Annotated in this window: 22 protein-coding genes and 1 tRNA gene; 15 read left to right on the top strand and 8 right to left on the bottom strand. The window is 64.5% G+C overall.

Annotation, left to right across the window (positions count from 1 at the left end; genetic code table 11):
• Positions 1 to 175 precede the first annotated feature (175 nt).
• The gene (locus tag GWG67_RS09030) at positions 176 to 637 is read left to right on the top strand and encodes a lysozyme inhibitor LprI family protein (protein ID WP_275168880.1); all 462 of its coding nucleotides are present in this window, start codon (positions 176 to 178) and stop codon (positions 635 to 637) included.
• Between the two features lie 221 nt (positions 638 to 858).
• On the opposite strand, the gene GWG67_RS09035 is transcribed toward GWG67_RS09030, so the two are convergent.
• Positions 859 to 945 (bottom strand) — tRNA-Leu (locus GWG67_RS09035).
• A gap of 163 nt (positions 946 to 1,108) precedes the next feature.
• Here GWG67_RS09035 and GWG67_RS09040 point away from each other — a divergent pair.
• Positions 1,109 to 2,074, top strand: a complete 966-nt coding sequence (locus GWG67_RS09040; RefSeq protein ID WP_275168881.1) for a complex I NDUFA9 subunit family protein — start codon at positions 1,109 to 1,111, stop codon at positions 2,072 to 2,074.
• Between the two features lie 172 nt (positions 2,075 to 2,246).
• On the opposite strand, the gene GWG67_RS09045 is transcribed toward GWG67_RS09040, so the two are convergent.
• Positions 2,247 to 3,053, bottom strand: coding sequence for an undecaprenyl-diphosphate phosphatase (locus GWG67_RS09045; protein WP_275168882.1), 807 nt, complete (start codon positions 3,051 to 3,053; stop codon positions 2,247 to 2,249).
• A gap of 169 nt (positions 3,054 to 3,222) precedes the next feature.
• Here GWG67_RS09045 and GWG67_RS09050 point away from each other — a divergent pair, with 169 nt between their 5' ends.
• The 3 genes from GWG67_RS09050 to GWG67_RS09060 all read left to right on the top strand — a co-directional run bounded on the left by GWG67_RS09050 (position 3,223) and on the right by GWG67_RS09060 (position 6,238).
• Positions 3,223 to 3,915, top strand: coding sequence for a glutathione S-transferase family protein (locus tag GWG67_RS09050; RefSeq protein WP_275168884.1), 693 nt, complete (start codon positions 3,223 to 3,225; stop codon positions 3,913 to 3,915).
• Positions 3,916 to 4,026: 111 nt separating this feature from the next.
• The gene (gene queG, locus GWG67_RS09055; RefSeq protein ID WP_275168886.1) at positions 4,027 to 5,178 is read left to right on the top strand and encodes a tRNA epoxyqueuosine(34) reductase QueG; all 1,152 of its coding nucleotides are present in this window, start codon (positions 4,027 to 4,029) and stop codon (positions 5,176 to 5,178) included.
• Positions 5,179 to 5,440: 262 nt separating this feature from the next.
• Positions 5,441 to 6,238, top strand: coding sequence for an acyl-CoA thioesterase domain-containing protein (locus tag GWG67_RS09060; protein WP_275168888.1), 798 nt, complete (start codon positions 5,441 to 5,443; stop codon positions 6,236 to 6,238).
• Positions 6,239 to 6,254: 16 nt separating this feature from the next.
• Here GWG67_RS09060 and GWG67_RS09065 read toward each other — a convergent pair whose 3' ends face one another.
• On the bottom strand, positions 6,255 to 6,722 hold the full coding sequence (locus GWG67_RS09065) for a nuclear transport factor 2 family protein (protein ID WP_275168890.1): 468 nt from the start codon (positions 6,720 to 6,722) through the stop codon (positions 6,255 to 6,257).
• Between the two features lie 147 nt (positions 6,723 to 6,869).
• On the bottom strand, positions 6,870 to 7,682 hold the full coding sequence (locus GWG67_RS09070) for a carboxylesterase (protein ID WP_275168892.1): 813 nt from the start codon (positions 7,680 to 7,682) through the stop codon (positions 6,870 to 6,872).
• A gap of 247 nt (positions 7,683 to 7,929) precedes the next feature.
• On the opposite strand from GWG67_RS09070, the gene infC reads away from it, so the two are divergent.
• Positions 7,930 to 8,469 carry a translation initiation factor IF-3 gene (gene infC / locus GWG67_RS09075; RefSeq protein WP_085349942.1) on the top strand — a complete coding sequence of 180 codons (540 nt, stop codon included), beginning with the start codon at positions 7,930 to 7,932 and terminating at the stop codon, positions 8,467 to 8,469.
• A 92-nt stretch (positions 8,470 to 8,561) separates the two neighbouring features.
• On the opposite strand, the gene GWG67_RS09080 is transcribed toward infC, so the two are convergent.
• A complete protein-coding gene (locus GWG67_RS09080) occupies positions 8,562 to 8,966 on the bottom strand; it encodes a hypothetical protein (protein WP_275168893.1) in 405 nt (134 codons plus the stop codon).
• A gap of 270 nt (positions 8,967 to 9,236) precedes the next feature.
• On the opposite strand from GWG67_RS09080, the gene rpmI reads away from it, so the two are divergent.
• Both rpmI and rplT read left to right on the top strand, forming a co-directional pair.
• On the top strand, positions 9,237 to 9,437 hold the full coding sequence (gene rpmI, locus GWG67_RS09085; RefSeq protein ID WP_007598540.1) for a 50S ribosomal protein L35: 201 nt from the start codon (positions 9,237 to 9,239) through the stop codon (positions 9,435 to 9,437).
• 81 nt (positions 9,438 to 9,518) lie between these two features.
• Positions 9,519 to 9,878 carry a 50S ribosomal protein L20 gene (gene rplT, locus GWG67_RS09090; protein WP_007598538.1) on the top strand — a complete coding sequence of 120 codons (360 nt, stop codon included), beginning with the start codon at positions 9,519 to 9,521 and terminating at the stop codon, positions 9,876 to 9,878.
• A 3-nt stretch (positions 9,879 to 9,881) separates the two neighbouring features.
• On the opposite strand, the gene GWG67_RS09095 is transcribed toward rplT, so the two are convergent.
• Positions 9,882 to 10,292, bottom strand: coding sequence for a hypothetical protein (locus GWG67_RS09095; RefSeq protein ID WP_275168894.1), 411 nt, complete (start codon positions 10,290 to 10,292; stop codon positions 9,882 to 9,884).
• A 151-nt stretch (positions 10,293 to 10,443) separates the two neighbouring features.
• Between GWG67_RS09095 and pheS the strand changes: the two genes are divergently transcribed.
• The 4 genes from pheS to GWG67_RS09115 all read left to right on the top strand — a co-directional run bounded on the left by pheS (position 10,444) and on the right by GWG67_RS09115 (position 15,276).
• The gene (gene pheS / locus GWG67_RS09100) at positions 10,444 to 11,526 is read left to right on the top strand and encodes a phenylalanine--tRNA ligase subunit alpha (RefSeq protein ID WP_027514765.1); all 1,083 of its coding nucleotides are present in this window, start codon (positions 10,444 to 10,446) and stop codon (positions 11,524 to 11,526) included.
• 80 nt (positions 11,527 to 11,606) lie between these two features.
• The gene (locus tag GWG67_RS09105) at positions 11,607 to 12,077 is read left to right on the top strand and encodes an endonuclease domain-containing protein (protein WP_275168895.1); all 471 of its coding nucleotides are present in this window, start codon (positions 11,607 to 11,609) and stop codon (positions 12,075 to 12,077) included.
• Positions 12,074 to 14,482 (top strand): phenylalanine--tRNA ligase subunit beta, encoded by a 2,409-nt coding sequence (pheT, locus tag GWG67_RS09110; protein WP_275168897.1) that lies wholly within the window; start codon positions 12,074 to 12,076, stop codon positions 14,480 to 14,482. The genes GWG67_RS09105 and pheT overlap by 4 nt, the downstream gene beginning before the upstream one ends.
• A 23-nt stretch (positions 14,483 to 14,505) precedes the next feature.
• A complete protein-coding gene (locus tag GWG67_RS09115; protein ID WP_275168899.1) occupies positions 14,506 to 15,276 on the top strand; it encodes a sulfite exporter TauE/SafE family protein in 771 nt (256 codons plus the stop codon).
• 139 nt (positions 15,277 to 15,415) lie between these two features.
• Here the strand turns inward: GWG67_RS09115 and GWG67_RS09120 are convergent, their stop codons facing one another.
• Positions 15,416 to 16,804: an FAD-dependent oxidoreductase gene (locus GWG67_RS09120; RefSeq protein WP_275168901.1), complete on the bottom strand. Its 1,389-nt coding sequence runs from the start codon at positions 16,802 to 16,804 to the stop codon at positions 15,416 to 15,418.
• Between the two features lie 192 nt (positions 16,805 to 16,996).
• Between GWG67_RS09120 and GWG67_RS09125 the strand changes: the two genes are divergently transcribed.
• Positions 16,997 to 17,965 carry a YiiX/YebB-like N1pC/P60 family cysteine hydrolase gene (locus GWG67_RS09125; protein ID WP_275168903.1) on the top strand — a complete coding sequence of 323 codons (969 nt, stop codon included), beginning with the start codon at positions 16,997 to 16,999 and terminating at the stop codon, positions 17,963 to 17,965.
• Positions 17,966 to 18,071: 106 nt separating this feature from the next.
• On the opposite strand, the gene GWG67_RS09130 is transcribed toward GWG67_RS09125, so the two are convergent.
• Entirely contained in the window at positions 18,072 to 18,347 is a 276-nt protein-coding gene (locus tag GWG67_RS09130) for a metal-sensitive transcriptional regulator (protein WP_275168905.1), read from the bottom strand.
• Between the two features lie 50 nt (positions 18,348 to 18,397).
• On the opposite strand from GWG67_RS09130, the gene GWG67_RS09135 reads away from it, so the two are divergent.
• Together GWG67_RS09135 and nikR are read left to right on the top strand one after the other, a co-directional pair.
• The gene (locus GWG67_RS09135; RefSeq protein WP_275168906.1) at positions 18,398 to 20,833 is read left to right on the top strand and encodes a heavy metal translocating P-type ATPase; all 2,436 of its coding nucleotides are present in this window, start codon (positions 18,398 to 18,400) and stop codon (positions 20,831 to 20,833) included.
• Between the two features lie 51 nt (positions 20,834 to 20,884).
• Positions 20,885 to 21,331 (top strand): nickel-responsive transcriptional regulator NikR, encoded by a 447-nt coding sequence (nikR, locus tag GWG67_RS09140; protein ID WP_275168908.1) that lies wholly within the window; start codon positions 20,885 to 20,887, stop codon positions 21,329 to 21,331.
• Positions 21,332 to 21,367: the final 36 nt, after the last annotated feature.

Genomic DNA, 21,367 nt, shown 5'->3' on the forward strand with positions numbered 1-21,367 from the left:
GGGCGGAGCCGAAGCGCATACCCCCTCGTTTCCCTTCGCACTCGCCGTCCGGCCCTTCCGCCACACCCGCCGGTCTACCGTCTCGCTGAGCTTCATGCGCTCGCGGTGGTATTGTGTTCCATATTTTCGATGCGCCGAACGGAGATCTCCAATGAAGCTCAAACTTGCCGCCGCGATGCTCGCCGCAAGCCTCCCGCTCGGATCGATAGCTTTCGCCCAAGGCACCGCGCCAGCCGACCTTGCGGTGATCGATGGCTGCCTGAAGACCGCGGAGAAAACCGGCGGTTTCGGCGGCGCGTGCGTCGGGCTCGTCGCCGACCCCTGCATCAAAGCGGCAAAGGGCGCGAATGACGACGTCGCCAAATGGAAAGCATGCGCGGCGCGCGAACTCGCCATTTGGACCCAGAAAACAAGTGAGGCGCTAAAGAAGGTTCAGGCCGGCGGGTTCGCCGACGTGATCCAGGCGGTCAATGACTCGCAGAAAACTTTCGCCGCGTCGCGTGATCGCTTCTGCGCGGTCTTCGACAAGGTCGAGCCCGGCATGTACCCGGGCGACGCGAGCTACTGCCGCCTGCGCGAGACCGCGAACCGCTCGCTGAGCCTGATCAAGCTCGGTGCTGCAGTCAACGAGCACTGAGACCTCTTAGGCGCTTGGGGTCATCAGCTTTGCCGACCTTTCGGCACGTAGCGCTTGCCTGAGCGACTGAAGCCAGCCGCCTCCAGATCGCCTGCGATCCGAGCCGACCCGACGAGCGATGTAGGCCATTCGGTACGCCATGAGCGCCGTGCCTCGGTTTTGTGTACCGGTCAGCAGCTCAAATTCCCTGCAAAAGCGATTTCAATCGCTTGAGTAGGAGATGGTGCCCAGGAAAGGACTCGAACCTTCACGGCCGTTAAGCCACTGGCACCTGAAGCCAGCGCGTCTACCAATTCCACCACCTGGGCATGCCGGTTAGGCACGGAGGCGGTTACTACGGTTCGGTGACGCGGTTGTCAATTCATGCTTGAACCCCGCTTCGGGATGCGGATTGCGCATCGCAAACCGGCCCGATACAAGCCTGACGAGACGCACTCTTCCCGCAGGATATGGACCCCAGGAATGGATCCCATGGCATCGAATCTGGACACGCTCGTCACGGTTTTCGGCGGATCGGGGTTTTTGGGCCGGAATGTCGTCCGCGCGCTGTGCCGGCGCGACTACCGGGTCCGGGTCGCGGTGCGGCGGCCGGAGCTGGCCGGGTACCTCCAGCCGTCCGGCAAGGTCGGTCAGGTCCACACCGTCCAGGCCAACGTCCGCTATCCGGCCTCGATCGAGGCGGCGCTGCGTGATTCGCAGGTCGTGATCAATCTGGTCGGCGTCCTGACCGAAGGCGGCGCGCAGAGCTTCGATGCCGTCCAGGCCAGGGGCGCCGAGACCATCGCCAAGGCGGCCGCGGCCGCCGGGGCACAGCTGATCCATGTCTCGGCGATCGGCGCCGACGCGGAATCGCCCTCGCGCTATGCCAGGGCCAAGGCGGCCGGCGAAGCCGCAGTCCTGGCCGCGGTGCCGTCGGCGACAATCTTCCGCCCCTCCGTGATGTTCGGCCCCGAGGATCAGTTCACCAACCGCTTCGCGGCACTGGCGCGGATGTCGCCGGTACTGCCGCTGATCGGCAGCGACACGAAGATGCAGCCGGTCTATGTCGGCGACGTCGCCACCGCGGTCGCGGATGCCGTCGACGGCAAGGCCAAGGCGGGCGCGACCTACGAGCTCGGCGGCCCGGAAGTGCTGACCATGCGCGAGATCATCGAGGCCATTCTCGAGATCGCCGATCGCAAGCCGATGCTGATGCCGCTGCCGTTTGGCCTCGCCCGCTTCAAGGCCAACTTCCTGCAATTCGCGCCGGGCGCGCTGAAGCTGACGCCGGACCAGGTCACGCTGCTCGCGCGCGATAATGTGGTGTCGGATGCGGCGAAGGCCGCTGGGCTAACGCTGGAAGGCCTCGGCATCACGCCCGACTCGCTGGAAGCGATCGCCCCGCAATATCTCTGGCGTTTCCGCGCCGCCGGGCAATTCCAGCGCAAGAGCGCGTAACCATCCCAGCCGTCATGGCCGGGCTTGTCCCGCCTGTGCGGCCGAAGCCGCTTCGGCGAGGCGAAGGCCCGACCATCCACGCCATTCAATGGCGCCAAGAACGTGGATGCCCGGCACAAGGCCGGGCATGACGAACTTCAATGTCTGGACTGCAGTTGTTTGACGTTCGGGTTTACCGCCCCAGTGCCAGCGCGATCAGGCCGAGCGTGCCGACGATCACGCGCCACCAGGCGAACACCACGAAGCCGTGGCGGGTGACGTATTCCAGGAATGTCTTCACCACGATGATCGCGGTGACGAACGACACCACGAAGCCGATCGCGACGATGCCCATGTGGTCCATCGTCATCTCGGAGCGGTTCTTGTAGAAATCGTAGGCGAACGCCCCGATCATGGTGGGGATGGCGAGAAAGAACGAGAACTCCGCCGCCGCGCGCTTGTCGGCCCCCAGGAACATCGCCGCGACGATGCTGGCACCGGAGCGCGAGACGCCCGGGATCATCGCGATGCACTGCGCGATGCCGATATAGAGATACATCAGCAGCGGAAACCGGGTGGCGTCGTGCTCGCGCGCCTTGAGATCGAGCTTGTCGACCCAAAGCAGGATGGCGCCGCCGACGATCAGCGAGAAGCACACCACCCACGGATTGAACAGCATGCTCTTGATGTATTTGCCGGCGACGAGACCGACGATGACAGCGGGCAGGAACGCCACCAGCACGCCGATCACGAAGCGGCGTGCATAGGCGTCGCCCGTGAACATGCCGATCGCGACGTCCCACAATTTCTTGAAGTACAACACGACGATCGCGAGGATCGCGCCGAGCTGGATCAGGACCGTAAACGAATCCCAAAACGCGCCCTCGCCGAGATGGAAGAAGCGCTCCGCAAGCAGCAAATGGCCGGTCGAGGATACGGGAAGGAACTCGGTCACACCCTCGATGATGCCGAGGATCACTGCCCGTATTGCATCTGACATATTTACGGTCCATTTCGGCTGGAAAAGCGGGGCTCTTCTCGCCCATCCGCTCCCTTGCTGCAATCGCAAAATGCGGCGGCGCGCCCTTGCTTCGCGGTTTTGAATGACTAGTGTGGCGCCGCACAAACATTGATGGATTCTTAAGCACCATCACATAGTCAAAGGCTTCATGTTTACGCTGTTTCATCATCCGTTCTGCCCGCATTCGCGGTTCATCCGCCTGATCGCGGGAGAATACGGGCTTGAGCTGAAGCTGATCGAAGAGCGCAGCTGGGAGCGGCGCGAAGCATTTCTGCTGCTCAATGCGGCGGGCATGACGCCCGTCCTGGTGGACGACGAGCAGCCTCCGATCCCGGGCGCGGCGATCGTCGCCGAATATGTCGACGAGGCCTATGGCTCCGAGATGGGACTGAAGCGCCTGATGCCGGACACGATCGGCGAGCGCGTCGAGGTCCGCCGGCTGATGGCCTGGTTCAACGAAAAGTTCTTCGAGGAAGTCTCCCACCCGCTCGTCACCGAGCGCATCTACAAGCGCTTCATGAGCGAGGACAACGGCGGCGGCCCGCCCTCGGCCGACGTGATGCGCGCGGCCAAGGCAAATGTGCGCTATCATCTGGCCTATATCGGCTGGCTGGCGCAGACGCGTAATTTCCTCGCCGGCGACCGGCTCAGCTACGCGGATCTCGCCGCCGCGGCGCACCTCTCGGCGATCGACTATCTGGGCGACGTGCCATGGAGCGAGGACGACGCGGCAAAGGCGTGGTACGCACGGGTGAAATCCCGCCCGTCGTTCCGTCCGCTGTTGAGCGAATGGCTGGCCGGCGTGCCGGCGTCGCGGACCTACGTGGACCTGGACTTCTGATGGTGAACGTCATGCCCGGGCTTGTCCCGGGCATCCACGTTCTTTCTGTTACGCGACGCAAGGACGTGGATGGCCGGGACGAGCCCGGCCATGACGCGCGTGGATGCATCGATGATCAAATCCAGCATCGACATTGATGAGCTTCGTACGGCGCTTGCAAACGAGGCACGCGCGCTCGGCTTCGACTGTATCGGCATCACGGAGCCCGGCACGATCGAAAGCGCCGGACAGCATTTTCTCGAATTCATCGCATCCGGAGGCCATGGCGACATGGATTGGCTCGCCGCGCAGCCGGAGCGCCGGGTCGATCCGCGCGGGCTGTGGCGGGACGTGCGCAGCGTCATCATGCTCGGCGTCAATTACGGCCCCGATCAGGATCCGCTCGCGATCCTGCAACAGCGCACGCGCGCGGCGATCTCGGTGTATGCGCAGGGCGACGACTATCACGACCTCATCAAGAAGCGCCTGAAGGCGCTGGCGCGATGGCTGGTCGCGACCGCACCTTGTGAGGTGAAGCCTTGCGAAGTGAAAGTGTTCGTCGACACCGCGGCGGTGATGGAGAAACCGCTGGCGCAAGCCGCGCATCTGGGCTGGCAGGGGAAGCACACCAATCTGGTCTCGCGCGAGTTCGGCTCCTGGCTGTTTCTCGGCGCGATCTACACCACGCTGGAGCTGCCGCGCGACGATTCCGAGATCGATCATTGCGGCTCGTGCCGGGCGTGTCTCGACATCTGCCCGACCGCGGCCTTCCCCGCGCCCTACAAGCTCGATGCGCGGCGCTGCATCTCGTACCTCACCATCGAGAACAAGGGACCCATCCCGCAAGAGTTTCGTAAAAGCATCGGCAACCGCATCTATGGCTGCGACGATTGCCTCGCCGCCTGTCCTTGGAACAAGTTCGCGCAGGAGGGCCGTGAGGCAAAGCTTGCCGCCCGTGACGCTTTGCGCGCGCCAGGTCTTGCCGAGCTTGCACGGCTCGACGACGCGTCGTTCCGTGCGCTGTTCACGAAATCCCCGGTGAAGCGCATCGGCCGCGATCGGTTTCTGCGCAACGTGCTGATCGCGATCGGTAACTCCGGCGATGCGGCACTGGCGGACGAGGCGCGGCGATTGCTGGAGGATGAGAGCGCGCTGGTGCGCGGGGCTGCGGTGTGGGCGCTGGGGCAGTTGATGCCGCGGGATGAGTTCGAGGCGATGAGAGCAACGGCAATCGCGAGCGAGCGCGATGAGAGCGTGCGTGAGGAGTGGCGCACCGCCTCCTAATCCTCCGCTGTCATGCTCCGCGACCCGGCTACGCCAAGGCTTCGCCGGGGTTGAGATCCAGGGGCGCCGAAGCTTTAGCGTAGGCGGCAAGCGGGGCATCCAGTACGCCGCGGCCTCTCGATTGAACCACAGCCGTCTCGGAGTACTGGATCGCCCGGTCAAGCCGGGCGATGACACCGTTGTTGTGAGAGCGCTTCGCGCCTCCTCACCGTGAGGATTGAGCATCTTGATTTCCCCACACGTTCCTTCAAGCTCGCGCGTCATGACAAACATGCCTTTCTTCACCCGCGACGGCGACACATTCCATCCGACGGAAGTCGCCAACGGCCCGTGGGATCCGAAATCGCTGCACGGGCGCGTCATCGTCGGCCTGCTCGGCTTCGCCATCGAGGAGCGCCATTCCGGCCCCGAATTCGTGCCGGCGCGGCTGACCGTCGACATGTTTCGGCTGCCGACCATCGACAAACCGATCGAGGTGACGACGCGTCTCGTGCGCGACGGGATGCGCATCCGCGTCGTGGAAGCGGAGTTTGTCTCCGGCGGCGTCGGCATGGCGCGCGCCTCGTTCCAGCTGTTGCGGCGAACGCAGAATCCGGACGGCAATGTCTGGTCGCCGCCGAATTGGGACGTGCCGAAGCCGGCCGACATTCCCAAGCCGACCGATCCCAGGCTCGGCATGAACGGCAAATGGACCACGCGACCGATCGTCGGCCAGATGGGCTCGCTCGGGCCACGAAAACTCTGGATGAGCGAGGTGCGCGAGCTGGTCGCGGGCGTGCCGATGACGCCGTTCGTCCATGTCGCCACCGGCGCGGACTTCGCCAGTCCGTTCGCGAACGCCGGCGACAAGGGCCTCGGCTACATCAACAGCGACGTCACGATCTATCTGCACCGCCTGCCGGTGACGAACTGGATCGGCTTCGAGGTGGTGAACCACCAAGCCACCGACGGTGTGGCGATCGGCGAATGCTGGCTCTATGACGAGCAGGGCCCGATCGGCACTGCCACGGTCGCGGCGCTGGCGCAGCGCAAGCCGATGGTAAATCCGTCGAAGCGGTAAGGACGCGGAATGACGGCTAGGCGAGATGCCGCTTCATCTCGGGACGCGCCCTGAGCTCCGCGCCCTGCCTGGCGACGATCTTCGCGATCCGTTCCGGCGCAAACTTCAAATCGACAAACGCCGGCGCGGTGTTGGCGACCTCGTGATAGCTGACGATCCTGCCGTCGCGAAGTATCATGATCGCCACGCCCTCGAACATCGCCCGCGCGCCGTTCGCTTCCGGCAAGGTCGAGCGATAGCTGAACGTGTAGCGCGCGTAGAGCGTGGTGCCGTTCGAGACTGGATCATGCATGTCCCAGCGGAAGTCGGTTGCCGTACGATAGAACCAGTCGTCGATCATTGCGGCGATCTTTTCGGGGCCGGCGAAGGCGCCATAGAACACGTCGTGATAGACGCCGTCCTCGGTGAAGAGATCCGCGAAGGCTTTTCCGTTGCGTTGTTCGACGGCGTCGCAGAAGGCGCGCAGCATGGCGATAGTGGTCATCGGCGATTCTCCCCTCCCTTTCTCAGTCATGCCCCGGCTTGACCGGGGCATCCAGTACGCCACGGCTTCTCGGCTTGAGCACGAGCGCCTGGAATACTGGATCGCCCGATCAAGTCGGGCGATGACACCGAGTGCTAGGTCGCGATTTCACCCGATCTCGGCCACCGCGGCAAGAATGCGGGCGATGTCCTGCGGGCGCGAGAGGCGGTGATCGCCGTCCTGGATCATCGTCAGCACGACGTCGTCGGCGGGCAGGCGATGGGTCAGTGCGAACGCATGCTGCCAAGGCACGTCAGGATCCTGAGCACCTTGCAAGATGCGGACGGGACAGCCGAGATCGATGGCGCTGCCGAGCACGAGGTGGTTGCGCCCCTCCTCGATCAGATTCCGCGTGATCGGATAGGGCGAGCCGTCGCCATAATCCGACGGTCTCAGCCAGACGCCCTTGGTCTCGATCTCTTTCTTCACTGCGGCCGGAAAATTCTTCCACATCAGCTCCTCGGTGAAGTCGGGCGCCGGCGCGATCAGCACCAGGCCCGCCAGCGAGGCTTTGGCTTGCTGTTTCTGTTGCCGCTTTTTGATTTCGCGCGCGAGCAGGAGCGCCATCCAGCCGCCCATGGACGAGCCGATCAGGACTTGCGGGCCGTCGCAGAACCGCTCGAATACCGCGACGCTTTCCTCGAGCCAGCGCCCGATGGTTCCGTCGGCGAAATCGCCACCGGATTCGCCATGGCCGGAATAATCGAACCGGACCACGGCACGGCCGTGATCACGAGCCCAATCGTCCAGCGCCACAGCCTTGCTGCCCCGCATGTCCGATTTGAACCCGCCGAGCCAGACCAGTCCCGGTCCTTGACCAGATTTTTGGCTGGCGCGGCGGCGCACCGCGATCCGGCGTGCGGACGGGCCCTCGCCCACATCGATGAAGTCGAGCACGGCATCGGGAATTGCAGGGGTCATGGAACGTTTACTCTGGCTGTGCAGTTTGAGCTGTCCGGACGTGCTCCGCAGCAGCCGGACGTCGGCATTTGCCCTTTGGGACGCTTGCGGAACAGAAGCAAGGTGTCTATGTCGGTCTGCGTGCCCCGCCGTGGCCAAAATGCCTCGCATTTGAGGCTTTTTCGACCGCCGCACGAGCGATTGCTTGCCGGCAAGCGTATCTTCCTGCAAAATAGCCGCCTCTTTTCATAACTTTGGAGAACCACCCATTCGCCGTCCCAATAAAGCCCCGCCCACTGCCGCCAAAGACGGGCCGCGCATCAATGACGACATTCGCAATGCGCAGATCCAGCTGATCGATCAGACCGGTGACAACAAGGGCACCATCGAGACCGTCGCGGCTATCCGCCTGGCCCAGGAAGCCGGCATGGATCTGGTCGAGATCTCGCCGAACGTCAGCCCTCCCGTCTGCAAGATCATGGACTACGGGAAGTATAAATATTCCGCGCAGAAAAAAGCCGCCGAAGCCCGCAAGCGGCAGAAGATCGTCGAGATCAAGGAGATCAAGCTCCGCCCGATGATCGACGACCACGACTACGAAGTGAAGATGCGCGCCATGCAGCGGTTCTTCGAAGAGGGCGACAAGGTCAAGATCACCCTGCGCTATCGCGGCCGCGAAATGGCGCACCAGGAGATCGGTACCAAGCTGCTCGACAAGATCAAGACCGACGTGGCCGAGCTCGCCAAGGTGGAGCAGGACGCGCGGTTCGAGGGCCGTCAGGTCGTCATGGTGCTGGCGCCGCGCTGACGCGAGTTGTTCAGGATTGAGAGTTCAACGGCCCGTCCGGATGTCCGGCGGGCCGTTTTGTTTTCCCTGGGCACCCGTCCTGTTAGCGATAGTTACGTCCTCGTCGCCTGCCAGGTGCCGCTGCACTGATCGCCGGAGATGATACCCCTCCACGAACCGGCGCCCTTCACGCCGGCGAGCCGGCCGCCGCCGCTGGCATGGGACGCCCCGACCGAAACCTGGACCGCGACGGCACCGCTGCGATTGACCTTGCCGGAGACCCGGCCACCGCCTGCGGACGACACCCGGCTGCCGGCGACGGTGAAGGGAACGCTGTAGCCGGAGCTGCAATTGCCGCGGGTGGTGGCGAAGGTGACGTTCCAGACGCCGTCATAGCCGCGGATGCGCGCATCGGCAGTCGAGGGAAACGCAGCCATGGCGAGCACGGCCAACAGCGCCAGGCAGCGCGGACGAGCGACATCCGTCAAAGACGGAAGCGATTGGGAAAAATAGGGCATGTTAATCCTGCTCCGGGCGACACGGCTCGGACATGAAGATAGCAATCCCGGATAGTCGGCGGCTAGGTTCCACCGGTTCATCGTTGCCAATTCGCCCGTCCTCTGTCATAAGCCCAGCCTTCATTGCCCGGCTGATTAAGGGCTGCCGTGGCGGTGTCCGTGCGGGTTTCGCGCTTGTTCGTAAAACCTGAGCACAATCAACGCTCTAACGAGCATTTTGACGGCCAGCCGCCTTTGCGGGCGGATTGCTATGGCCATTAGGAGAGCCAAATGCCCAAGCTGAAGACCAAATCGGGCGCTAAAAAGCGCTTCAAGGTGACTGCCACCGGCAAAGTGATGTTCGCGCATCGTAGCAAGCGTCACGGCATGATCAAGCGGACGAAGAAGCAGATCCGGCAGCTGCGCGGCACCGCCGTGCTGTTCAAGACCGACGGCGACAACGTCAAGAAGTACTTCTTGCCCAACGCCTGATCGCGTCCACGATCATTGCCACCCGCGCCGCAGCTTTCGCGGCGATCCGAACATCAAGTCATCTTTCGAAGGATTTTTGTCATGGCTCGCGTCAAACGCGGTGTGACCGCCCACGCCAAGCACAAGAAAGTCTACAAGGCCGCCAAGGGTTTCCGCGGCCGCCGCAAGAACACGATCCGCACCGCCAAGCCGGCGGTCGAGAAGGCTCTCGTGTATGCCTTCCGTGATCGCAAGCGCAAGAAGCGGACGTTCCGCGCACTCTGGATCCAGCGCATCAACGCTGCCGTGCGTCCGTTCGGCCTGACCTACAGCCGCTTTATCGACGGCATGGCCAAGTCCGGGATCACCGTGGACCGCAAGGTGCTGTCGGATCTCGCGATCAACGAGCCCGCGTCGTTCCAGGCGATCGCCGAGAAGGCCAAAGCCGCTCTGGCGGCCTGAGGCCTAACGGCCGGCCCCGCCGGCCTTCAGCGCGCGTTGCGAATAGCGCTGGGCGATCTCCGCCCGGCAGAATGCCGTGAATGACAGATACATGGTGCCGGATTTATTCCGGTACTTCCGGTCGCACACGCGCATCTCGCGTTGGTAAGCCTGTTTCCGCGCAGTGTTGAGGCCGGGCATGAAGTCCGCCTCGCATTTCTTCTCGACGGCGGCGCCGAGCTGGACATCGCCGCTCGCGGTCAATTGGCAATCCTGAAACATTTTCATCGCGCTTTCGCAGCCCTTCTGGGCAGCGATGGCGTCGACGACCTCGTCCAGCGTCATCGACTTCTCCATGCAGACCATGGCGCGCGCCGGGGTGCTCGCGACGGAGAGAACGACGGCGAGAGCAGCCAGACAGGATCTTGAGAGCATCGCGAAAGCCTCCTCGCTTTCCCCTTGGTGCCAGCCCCCCGCGCGAGGTTCAACCTAGCCGCTCGTCAGCCCGAAATGACCGGCTTTTCGCTTGACGTTACGGCCTTCGGGCGGCGACAACCCAGCCGAATTTGGCAGCAGGGATTTGACCGTGTCCGACCTCGCAATGCTCGAAACATCCATCCTCGACCAGATCGCCGCCGCCGGCGACGAGGCCGCCCTCGAAGCGGTGCGCGTCGCTGCCCTCGGCAAGAAGGGTTCGATCTCGGCGCTGCTTGCCACGCTCGGAAAAATGTCGCCGGACGAACGCAAGACGCAAGGCGCTGCGATCAACCAGGCCAAGGACAAGGTCACCGAGGCGCTCGCCGCGCGGCGCGACGTCTTGAAATCGGCGGCGCTCGACGCGCGGCTTGCGTCGGAAACCATCGACGTCACCCTGCCGCTGCGCGATGCGCCGGCCGAGGCCGGCCGCATCCATCCGCTGAGCCAGGTCTGGGACGAGCTGACCACGATCTTCGCCGATATGGGATTCTCGGTCGCCGAAGGGCCCGATATCGAGACCGACGACTACAACTTCACCAAGCTGAATTTTCCGGAAGGACATCCCGCGCGCGAGATGCACGACACCTTCTTCTTCCATCCGAAGGAGGACGGCTCCCGCATGCTGTTGCGCACCCACACCTCGCCGGTGCAGGTGCGCACCATGCTGAGCCAGAAGCCGCCGATCCGCGTGATCTGCCCGGGCCGCACCTATCGCATCGATTCGGACGCGACCCACACGCCGCAATTCCACCAGGTCGAAGGCCTCGTCATCGACAAGCACTCCCATCTCGGCCACCTCAAATGGATCCTGCACGAATTCTGCAAGGCGTTCTTCGAGGTCGATCACATCAACATGCGCTTCCGCCCCTCGTTCTTCCCGTTCACCGAGCCGTCGCTGGAAGTCGATATCCAGTGCCGCCGCGACAAGGGCGAGATCCGCTTCGGCGAGGGCGAGGACTGGCTCGAGATTCTCGGCTGCGGCATGGTGCATCCGAACGTGCTGCGCGCCTGCGGCATCGATCCCGACGAGTACCAGGGTTTTGCCTGGGGCATGGGCATCGACCGCATCGCCATGCTGAAATACGGCATCGCCGACCTGCGCCAGCTGTTCGACAGCGACGTCCGCTGGCTGTCCCATTACGGCTTCAAGCCGCTCGAAGTGCCGACGCTGGCGGGAGGGCTGAGCTCGTGATGGGCTTGCTCGGACGCACGAAGACTCTCTCCGTTCCCTCCCCCCTTGTGGGGGAGGGTCAGGGAGGGGGGTAGCCGCGGATGCCGCACGCAGTTGTAAGCCAGCGTCAGCGCGGCCGGGCGAAGCAACTTCGCCAAGCGATGACGCGCGCCGAAACACTGCTGTGGCGCTATCTAAAAGCTAACCGGATGGATGGTGTCGGCATCCGTCGTCAGACGCCGATCGGAAACTACATCGCCGATTTCGTGTGCTTCTCATCAAAGATCATCATTGAGGTCGATGGGGAATCCCACGATTTCGAAGAGCGCCAAAAGGCGGATCGACGGCGCGACGCATTCTTCGCTGCCGAAGGGTTTCAGGTTCTGCGCTTCACCAACGAGCAGGTGATGACAAATCTGGAGGGAGTTGTTGAGGCAATCCGCCAGGCGGCATCCGCCGGAGCCCGCGGCTTACCCCCCTCCCTGACCCTCCCCCACAAGGGGGGAGGGAACATTGACACCGACCAAAGCAACTCAGTGAACACCGACAAAAGCCGAGGCACGCAGCCATGAAATTCACTCTCTCCTGGCTGAAGGAACATCTCGAGACCGACGAGCCGCTGGACAAGCTCGCCGAGAAGCTCACCATGATCGGGCTCGAGGTCGAGAACATCGAGGACAAGGCGAAGGCGCTGAAGCCTTTCACCATCGCGAAGGTGATCTCGGCCGAGCAGCATCCGAACGCGGATCGGCTGCGCGTCTGCATGGTCGACACCGGCGACGGTGGCGCGCCCGTGCAGGTCGTGTGCGGCGCACCGAATGCGCGCTCAGGTCTCGTCAGCGTGTTCTCGCCGCCGGGCACCTACATTCCCGGCAAGGACATCACGCTCGGTGTCGGCACCATCCGCGGCGTCGAGAGCCGCGGCATGCTGTGCTCGGCGGCTGAATTGCAGATTTCCAACGACCATGACGGCATCATGGAATTGCCCGCGGATGCGCCGATCGGCGCTGCTTACGCCGCATGGGCCGGCCTCGGCGATCCCGTGGTCGAGATCAATCTGACGCCGAACCGGCAGGACTGCACCGGCGTGCACGGCATCGCGCGCGATCTCGCCGCTGCCGACATGGGCAAGTTCAAGGACCCGACCATCAAGCCGATCAAGGGCGAATTCCCGTGTCCGGTGAATGTTACGGTCGAGGACGCCGCGCTCTGCCCGGGCTTCGCGCTACGCCTCGTGCGCGGCGTGAAGAACGGGCCCTCGCCGGAATGGCTGCAGAAGCGGCTGACCGCGATCGGCCTGCGTCCGATCAACGCGCTGGTCGACATCACCAACTTCATGACTTACGACCGCGCGCGGCCGCTGCACGTGTTCGACGCGAAGAAAGTGAACGGCAATCTCGTGGTGCGCCGCGCCCGTGACGGCGAGACGCTGCTCGCGCTCGACGGCCGCAGCTACAACCTCGATCCCACGATTTGCGTGATCGCGGACGAGCATGGCGTCGAATCGCTCGCCGGCATCATGGGCGGCGAGGCCTCGGGCTGCGACGAAGGCACCACCGACGTGCTGATCGAATCGGCGCTGTGGAACGAGATCAACATCGCCCAGACCGGCCGCAAGCTCGGCATCAATTCGGACGCGCGCTACCGTTTCGAGCGCGGTGTCGATCCGGCCTTCATGGTGCCGGGGCTGGAGCTCGCGACGAAACTCGTGATGGAGATGTGTGGCGGCACGCCGTCGGAGAACGTCGTGGTCGGCAAGACCTTCGGCGACGACCGCGTGATCGATTTTCCGGTCACCGAGGTCAAGCGACTCTCGGGCATCGAAGTACCGATGCCGGAGATGAAGCGCATCCTGACCCATCTCGGCTTCATGATGGCGGGCCCGGGCCCCGTCGTGAAGGTCGCGGTGCCGTCATGGCGGACCGATGTGCACGGCAAGGCCGACATCGTCGAGGAAGTCGTCCGTATCCACGGCGTCGACAAGGTGCCGATGACGCCGTTCGAGCGGGGCGAGGACGCACGAAAATCCGTGCTGACCCCGCTCCAGCTCCGCACCCGCCGCGCCAGGCGGGCGCTCGCGAGCCGCGGCATCATCGAAGCGGTGACCTGGTCCTTCATCACCAAATCTGCCGCACAGCTGTTCGGCGGCGGCCAGCGCGAACTCGAAGTCGCCAACCCGATCGCGTCGGATTTGTCCGACATGCGCCCGACCCTGTTGGCCGGCCTGATCGCGGCGGCGCAGGCCAATGCCGATCGCGGCTTTGGCGATGTCGCCCTGTTCGAGGTCGGGCAGGTGTTCAAAGGCGACCGCCCGCAGGATCAGTTCATGGCGGCGAGCGGCGTCCGCCGCGGTTTTGCATCATCGCAGGGTCTCGGACGGCACTGGTCGGGTTCGGCGCAGGCTGACTTGTTCGACGCCAAGGCCGATGCGCTCGCGGTGCTCGCGGCTGCCGGCGCTCCGATGCAGGCCCTTCAGATCGTCGCGGGCGGCCCGTCCTGGCTACATCCCGGGCGCTCCGGCACGATCCAGATCGGACCGCAGAACGTGCTGGGTTATTTCGGCGAGATGCATCCGCGCGCGCTCGATGCGCTCGGCGCCGGTGGCCCGCTGATGGTGTTCGAGGTGATCCTCGACCGCATCCCCGAGGCGAAGAAGAAGCCGACCCGCGCCAAGCCCGTGATCGAGCTGTCGGCATTCCAGCCGGTCTCACGCGATTTCGCCTTCATCGTCGACCGCACCGTGAAGGGCGGCGACATCGTGCGCGCGGCTCAGAGCGTCGACAAGAAGCTGATCACCGCCGTGAACGTGTTCGACGTCTACGAAGGCAAGGGCATCGACGACGGCAAGAAGTCGATCGCAATCGCGGTGACGATCCAGCCGCGCGAGAAGACCCTGACCGACCAGGAGATCGAGGCCGTCGCCGCGAAAATCGTGGCGGAGGTGACGAAGAAGACCGGCGGCACTTTGCGAGCATGATCATGCTCGAGAAATAGTAGAGCATGAATCTCACTGACTTTCTTCCGAAGGACGTCAGCCTCACTGTTGCGACGGCGCTCTGCGCCGTCGCTTTCGTTTCGGGCACCGCGCGCGGCTTCTCCGGCTTCGGCTCGGCGCTGATCTTCATGCCGCTGGCGAGCAGCATCGCGGCGCCGCGTCTCGTTGCCGCGCTGCTCCTCGTGATCGATTTCGTCGCGGCCGCGCCGCTGCTGCCTGACGCCTGGCGCAAGGCGGATCGCAAGGCCACCGCGGTGCTCGTGCTGGGCGCGCTGGTCGGCGTCCCCGTCGGCACCTATTTCCTCAGCGTGCTCGAACCCGTCACGACACGATGGATCATCTCCTGCTTCGTCGCCGCGCTGTTGCTTCTGCTGCTGTCGGGCTGGCGCTATCGCGGCAAGGACCACGCCTGGCTCTCGGTCGGCATCGGTAGCCTCTCCGGCTTCTGCAGCGGCCTCGCCCAGACCGGCGGCCCGCCGATCGTCGGCTATTGGCTCGGCCGGCCCATCGCCCCGATCGTCGCGCGCGCCAACATCTTGCTGTTTTTTGGCGCGTCGGATTTCTTCTCGATGGTCAGCTATGCAACCACAGGCCTGATCAGTCGCGAATCGCTGGTGCTTTCGCTGATCGTCGGTCCGGTCTATGCGATCGGCGTCGCCTTCGGCGCGTCGCTGTTCGGCCGTGCCAGCGAGAAAGTGTTTCGCGCGATTTGCTACGGGCTGATCGCGCTGGCCGTGATCGCGGGACTGCCGGCGCTGGATGGGATTTTGCGCTGAATCATCCACGTCGTCCCGGCGAAGGCCGGAACCCATAGTCCCGATCGGCTTTTGTTACGCGAACTGGTAACTCCGAGTCCTCGCCAAACCACATCCTGTGGTTATGGGTCCCGGCCTTCGCCGGGACGACGAGTTAAGCTTATTGCGGCCTCGCCCTGCGCTTCTTCGTCGACTGCGTCGGCACGTCGGCCGGCTCGTCCTTCAGCGCGCCGATCTTGCGCAAGGCTGCGTCCGCGGCGCGCTCGCCGCTTTCCCAGGCGCCGTCGACGGTGCCCCACAGCGTCTCGTGCGTGGCTTCGCCGGCGAGGAACATGTTGCCGATCGGCTCGGCGAGAATTCTTCGCGAGAGCTGACCGCCGGGCGAGGCCGCCGACATCGCACCCATCACGAAAGGCGAGGCGTTCCAGCGCGTCGCGCTGGCTTTCTGCACGGCGGCGGCCACCTCGCTGCCGAACAGCTTCGTGATCCATTCTCTGGCGAAGGCCGTCATCGCCTTTTCGCCTTGCTGGGTGAGATCGCGGCCGAACGAGCCGCCGACATCGATCGAGCACAGCGAGGATCCCCCGATATTGGCGAACATCAGCGCCGTGCGCGTCGAGTTGCTTTGCTCGATCAGGATGTCGTCGCGCGACAGGCCCAGCGGATTGCCCGGCAGTTGCAGCACGATATGATCATAGCTTCCGAGCGTGAGCTTCGATGCGGCATCGAGCGTGCGCTTCGGAATGTCGGGCCCAAACTTGATCGCGCCCGAGGTCAGCACATTGGTCGAGACCGTGATGATGGCGGCGCGGGCGGCGATCCTGCCGGCCTGTGTCTCCACGCTGACGTCGCGATTGCTCCAGACGATCCGGCTCGCCGGCGTCGACAGCGCGACCGGCGCCTGCTCACCGAGTTTAGCGATCAGGGTCCCCAGGCCCTGCCGGCAGGCGATCGCGGCGTTGCGATCCTGTGCACGCGCCTTGTCGATCGCAGACAGCTCCTTCAGGTCCTTGCCGGCGAAGCTCGCGCCCAGCATGAACTCGGCCGCGCCGGCCCAGTCGCCGAGATCCTTCGGCAGCACCGAGGCGCAGGCGGTATCGAGCTTGCCACGCGCGGCCTCGTCGATGGCGCGGTTGGCACGCACCAGCGCCGCCAGGAACTCCTCGGTCTCGCCGGCCCGTGCGTTGCGGCGGCCGATGCGCATCTTCTGGCCTGAGGGCGCCGGCAGAACGTCGAGCCCGGCGCTGCGCGCCAGCCGGATCATCGGATTGGTATCGGGATTGTGCATCCAGCGCGCGCCGCGATCGAACGGCGTGTCGAAGGTCGTCATATCCGTGATGCAGCGCCCGCCGATCTGCGACGCAGCTTCCACCACCACGACCTTGCGATTGGCCGCCATGATGCGCCGCGCCGCGGCAATTCCGGCCGCGCCCGCGCCGATCACGACAATGTCAGCCTCGCGCGGAAGGGGCGCGGCGGTTGCGCGCAGGACCGGCATCGCGGCAAGGCCCGCCGATGCCGATAGGAAGCTGCGGCGCGTGATTGTCATGGCATGGTTTCCGGAGACTTGCAGCAAACGGGAACAGCTAGCGAACCTTGCCGTATCTGATGTTGCGCGGCAACCATCATGGTGAATCAATCGTGCTTGATGTCACAGATCGATGAACCGAATTGCAACACGTTCCGACCATGGTAGAGAAGAGAAAAAGACGGCCGGAAAAGGCCGTGGGGGAGTTTTGAAATGGGGACGGTCCTGGATTCAGTCGGCAAGCTGATTGCCGCGTACCTCTCGAAGGAGGTGCCGGGCTATGAGCCGTTCACGCCGAGCGACCCCGAGCATCTGCGCGGCGTCATCGAGCCCGGCGACGTGCTGCTGGTCGAGGGCAACAACCGCATCTCGGGCATCATCAAATATCTGACGCAGTCGACCTGGTCCCACGGCGCACTCTATGTCGGACCGATCGAGGGTGCGGAAGAGCCCGACGGCGAGCCGCACGTGCTGATCGAGGCGAATATCGGCGAAGGCGTCACCTCCGCGCCGCTGTCGAAATATTTCCCCTATCACACCCGCCTCTGCCGCCCGGTCGGGCTGTCCTATGAGGACCGCACCACGGTCTGCCGCTATGCGATCAACCGCATCGGCTTCGGCTACGACACCAAGAACATCGTCGACCTGATGCGCTTTCTGTTTCCGCTGCCGATTCCGCAGCGCTGGCGCCGCCGCATGATCTCGATCGGCTCCGGCGATCCGACCAAGATCATCTGCTCGGCCCTGATCGCGCAGGCTTTCGACGCCGTGCGTTACCCGATCCTGCCCAAGATCACCAAGGCCGGCAGCCGCGCCGCCCGCCGCGAGATCCTTCACATCCGCGATTCCTCGCTCTACATGCCCCGCGACTTCGACATCTCGCCCTATTTCGAAGTCGTCAAACCCACCATCGTGCACGGCTTCGACTACACCGCCTTGCACTGGGCCGACAAGCAGAAGCCGCTCGAGGAGGTAGCCGGCACATTCAGTGTGTTTCCAGAAACGTTCAGTGCGCCGCCGCTCGTTCCTGAAGCGATTGACGAAGAGGCGCCGGTTTCGGTTGAAGAAGTGATGCGTGAGGCGGCTGCGGAGATGAGCGTTGCCTTCTCCGAACATTTTGTGCTGCTGAACGATCTCGCAAAGTACCGCGCACGGGGACACGCGCTGGAGATGGCGGCGTAGCCGTTCCTCCAGCATCGTCATTGCGAGCGCAGCGAAGCAATCCAGACTGCCTCTGCCCGAACAGTCTGGATTGCTTCGTCGCTACGCTCCTCGCAATGACGGCGACCTACCGCTCCGCTCGCCCGATCACCGCCATCAGCTCCGCGATCTTCTCACGCTGGTCGGCCTTGTCGCCGCTCGCGACCGCATGTTCGACGCAATGGGCGACGTGGTCCTTCAAAACCTCTTCCTCGACCCGGCGCAGTGCGGCGCGGACCGCCGAGATCTGCGTGACGATGTCGATGCAATAGCGGTCCTCCTCGACCATTTTCGAGAGGCCGCGAACCTGCCCCTCGATCCGGCCGAGACGTTTTCCGAGCGATGCCTTGATGTCCTTGCGCATGCGGACTATATACCCCCCTAGGGTATAACTTGCAAGGCCGGAGCGTGGCAATGAACGACGCCGAACACGAACACCATCACAAGCCGGAAACACATTCCGGATGCGGCTGTTCCAGTAAAGCTGCCCCGGTCGACAAGCCCGCCGCTGCCTCCTGCTGCGGCGCGCACGGCGATCACGCGCATGACCACGGCGCCGCGGCAAAAGTCCGCGATCCCGTCTGCGGCATGACCGTCGATCCCGCGACTTCAAAGCACCGCTTCGACCATCACGGCGAGACCTTCCATTTCTGCTCGGCCGGCTGCCGCACCAAATTCGCCGCCGATCCCGCAAAGTACCTCGCAAAGGACAAGACGCCCGGGCCCGAGATGCCCGCAGGCACGATCTACACCTGCCCGATGCATCCGCAGATCCGCCAGGCCGGACCCGGCACCTGCCCGATCTGCGGCATGGCGCTCGAGCCGGAAGTGGCGAGCCTGGAGAGCGGCCCCAATCCCGAGCTTGCCGACATGACGCGGCGGTTCTGGATCGGCGGCGCGCTGGCTTTGCCGGCGGTGGTGCTGGAGATGGGCGGCCATCTCGCGGGCCCGCACAACTGGATCGATGCGACGCTGTCGAACTGGATCCAGCTCGTCTTCGCCACGCCCGTGGTGCTGTGGGCCGGCTGGCCGTTCTTCGTCCGCGGCTGGCAGTCGCTGCTGACGCGCAACCTCAACATGTTCACGCTGATCGCGATGGGCACGGGCGTTGCCTATGTCTACAGCCTGATCGGCACCATCGCGCCGCAGATCTTCCCCGCAACGTTCCGCGGCCACGAAGGCGCTATCGCGGTGTATTTCGAGGCCGCGGCCGTCATCACCGTGCTGGTGCTGCTCGGGCAGGTGTTGGAACTGCGCGCCCGCGACGCGACGTCGGGTGCGATCAAGGCGCTGCTGCAGCTCGCCCCCAAGACAGCGCGCCGCGTCGATGCTGACGGCGGCGAGCACGAGGTCGAGATTGACGCACTTCATGCCGGTGACCGCTTGCGCGTGCGGCCGGGCGAAAAAGTGCCGGTCGACGGCGTCATTCTGGAAGGCCGTTCCTCGCTCGACGAGTCGCTCGTAACAGGCGAATCCATGCCGGTGACCAAGGAGACGGACGCGAAGGTGATCGCCGGCACGCTCAACCAGTCCGGCAGCTTCATCATGCGCGCCGACAAGGTCGGGCGCGAGACGCTGCTGTCGCAGATCGTGCAGATGGTGGCCGACGCGCAGCGCTCGCGTGCGCCGATCCAGCGCCTCGCCGATCAGGTCGCGGGCTGGTTCGTGCCGGCCGTGATTGCGGTCGCGGTCGCTGCTTTCGCGGCCTGGGCCTGGTTCGGGCCGGAGCCGCGGCTGGCCTTCGGCCTCGTTGCCGCCGTCAGCGTGCTGATCATCGCCTGCCCCTGCGCGCTTGGCCTGGCGACTCCGATGTCGATCATGGTCGGCGTCGGCCGCGGTGCGCAAGCGGGCGTGCTGATCAAGAACGCCGAGGCGCTGGAGCGGATGGAGAAGATCGACACGCTGGTGGTCGACAAGACCGGCACCCTGACCGAGGGCAAGCCGAAGGTGGTCGCGATCGTGCCGGCCGCCGGTTTTGCGGAAGATGACATCCTCCGCTTGGCCGCCAGCGTCGAGCGCGCCAGCGAGCATCCTCTGGCCGACGCGATCATGCGCGCGGCGAAGGAGAAGCAGCTGGCGCTGGGCCAGGTCGAACAATTCGATTCGCCGACCGGCAAGGGCGCCACCGGCAAGGTCGACGGCAAAACCATCGTGCTCGGCAATGCCAGATATCTGACGTCGATCGGCATCGACACCGACGCGCTCGATGGCGAGGCCGAACGGCTGCGCGGCGATGGCGCGACCGTGATCAACATGGCGGTCGACGGCCGGCTTGCCGGCCTGTTCGCGATCGCCGATCCGGTCAAGGCCTCCACTCCGGAGGCGCTGAAGGCATTGGCGGCCGAAGGCATCAAGGTCATCATGCTGACCGGTGATAACCGCACCACGGCGGAGGCCGTCGCGCGCAGGCTTGGCATCGCCGATGTCGAGGCCGAGGTGCTGCCGGATCAGAAGAGCGCGGTGGTGACAAAGCTGCAGAAGGCCGGCCGCAGCGTCGCGATGGCCGGCGACGGCGTCAACGACGCGCCGGCGCTGGCAGCTGCCGAAGTCGGCATTGCCATGGGCACCGGCACGGACGTGGCGATGGAGAGCGCCGGCGTCACGCTGCTGAAGGGCGACCTCACCGGCATCGTGCGGGCGCGAAAACTGTCGCAGGCGACGATGAGCAACATCCGGCAAAACCTGTTCTTCGCCTTCATCTACAACGCAGCGGGCATTCCGATCGCGGCCGGAATCCTCTATCCGACCTTCGGCGTCCTGCTCTCGCCGATCATCGCCGCGGCCGCGATGGCGCTGTCCTCGGTCAGCGTGGTCGGAAATGCGCTGCGGCTGCGGGCAACGCGGCTGTGAGCGTCGTTGAATCCGTGTAAAACCGCATCGAGCGCGCGAGGGAGCATTCTGATGCAGCGAATTACGATCACGATCGAGGACGATCTCCTGGCGGAGATCGACGCGGCGGCGGAAGCGCGCGGTTACCAGAACCGCTCCGAGATCATTCGCGACCTCGCCCGCGCCGGCTTGCAACAGAGCAGCGAGGACACTGCCCAGACCGGGCCCTGCGTCGCCGGCCTCGTCTATGTTTACGACCACGCCGCCCGCGATCTCTCAAAACGCCTGGTGCAGGAATTCCACGGCCACCACGACCTCGCGCTGGCGACGCTGCATGTCCATCTCGACGACAACAATTGCATGGAGATGACGGCACTGCGCGGCGACGCCGGCGAGGTCAGACATTTCGCCGACCACATCATCGCCGAACGCGGCGTCCGCTACGGCCGCGTCGTCATGATCCCGACGGGTGACGGCAAGCAGGCGAAAGCGCGCAAGCAGGCGCACCGGCATGGCTGATACTTCTCCCTCTCCCCGCAAGCGGGGCGAGGTGAA

The sequence above is a fragment of the Bradyrhizobium sp. CSS354 genome, from assembly GCF_029051725.1.
Lineage (GTDB): Bacteria > Pseudomonadota > Alphaproteobacteria > Rhizobiales > Xanthobacteraceae > Bradyrhizobium.

Coding starts and splice junctions, on each gene's coding strand:
- GWG67_RS09030 (WP_275168880.1), top strand. CDS start 176: ATGCTCGCCGCAAGCCTCCCGCTCGGATCGATAGCTTTCGCCCAAGGC.
- GWG67_RS09040 (WP_275168881.1), top strand. CDS start 1,109: ATGGCATCGAATCTGGACACGCTCGTCACGGTTTTCGGCGGATCGGGG.
- GWG67_RS09045 (WP_275168882.1), bottom strand. CDS start 3,053: ATGTCAGATGCAATACGGGCAGTGATCCTCGGCATCATCGAGGGTGTG.
- GWG67_RS09050 (WP_275168884.1), top strand. CDS start 3,223: ATGTTTACGCTGTTTCATCATCCGTTCTGCCCGCATTCGCGGTTCATC.
- queG (WP_275168886.1), top strand. CDS start 4,027: ATGATCAAATCCAGCATCGACATTGATGAGCTTCGTACGGCGCTTGCA.
- GWG67_RS09060 (WP_275168888.1), top strand. CDS start 5,441: ATGACAAACATGCCTTTCTTCACCCGCGACGGCGACACATTCCATCCG.
- GWG67_RS09065 (WP_275168890.1), bottom strand. CDS start 6,722: ATGACCACTATCGCCATGCTGCGCGCCTTCTGCGACGCCGTCGAACAA.
- GWG67_RS09070 (WP_275168892.1), bottom strand. CDS start 7,682: ATGACCCCTGCAATTCCCGATGCCGTGCTCGACTTCATCGATGTGGGC.
- GWG67_RS09080 (WP_275168893.1), bottom strand. CDS start 8,966: ATGCCCTATTTTTCCCAATCGCTTCCGTCTTTGACGGATGTCGCTCGT.
- rpmI (WP_007598540.1), top strand. CDS start 9,237: ATGCCCAAGCTGAAGACCAAATCGGGCGCTAAAAAGCGCTTCAAGGTG.
- rplT (WP_007598538.1), top strand. CDS start 9,519: ATGGCTCGCGTCAAACGCGGTGTGACCGCCCACGCCAAGCACAAGAAA.
- GWG67_RS09095 (WP_275168894.1), bottom strand. CDS start 10,292: ATGCTCTCAAGATCCTGTCTGGCTGCTCTCGCCGTCGTTCTCTCCGTC.
- GWG67_RS09105 (WP_275168895.1), top strand. CDS start 11,607: ATGCCGCACGCAGTTGTAAGCCAGCGTCAGCGCGGCCGGGCGAAGCAA.
- pheT (WP_275168897.1), top strand. CDS start 12,074: ATGAAATTCACTCTCTCCTGGCTGAAGGAACATCTCGAGACCGACGAG.
- GWG67_RS09115 (WP_275168899.1), top strand. CDS start 14,506: ATGAATCTCACTGACTTTCTTCCGAAGGACGTCAGCCTCACTGTTGCG.
- GWG67_RS09120 (WP_275168901.1), bottom strand. CDS start 16,804: ATGACAATCACGCGCCGCAGCTTCCTATCGGCATCGGCGGGCCTTGCC.
- GWG67_RS09125 (WP_275168903.1), top strand. CDS start 16,997: ATGGGGACGGTCCTGGATTCAGTCGGCAAGCTGATTGCCGCGTACCTC.
- GWG67_RS09130 (WP_275168905.1), bottom strand. CDS start 18,347: ATGCGCAAGGACATCAAGGCATCGCTCGGAAAACGTCTCGGCCGGATC.
- GWG67_RS09135 (WP_275168906.1), top strand. CDS start 18,398: ATGAACGACGCCGAACACGAACACCATCACAAGCCGGAAACACATTCC.
- nikR (WP_275168908.1), top strand. CDS start 20,885: ATGCAGCGAATTACGATCACGATCGAGGACGATCTCCTGGCGGAGATC.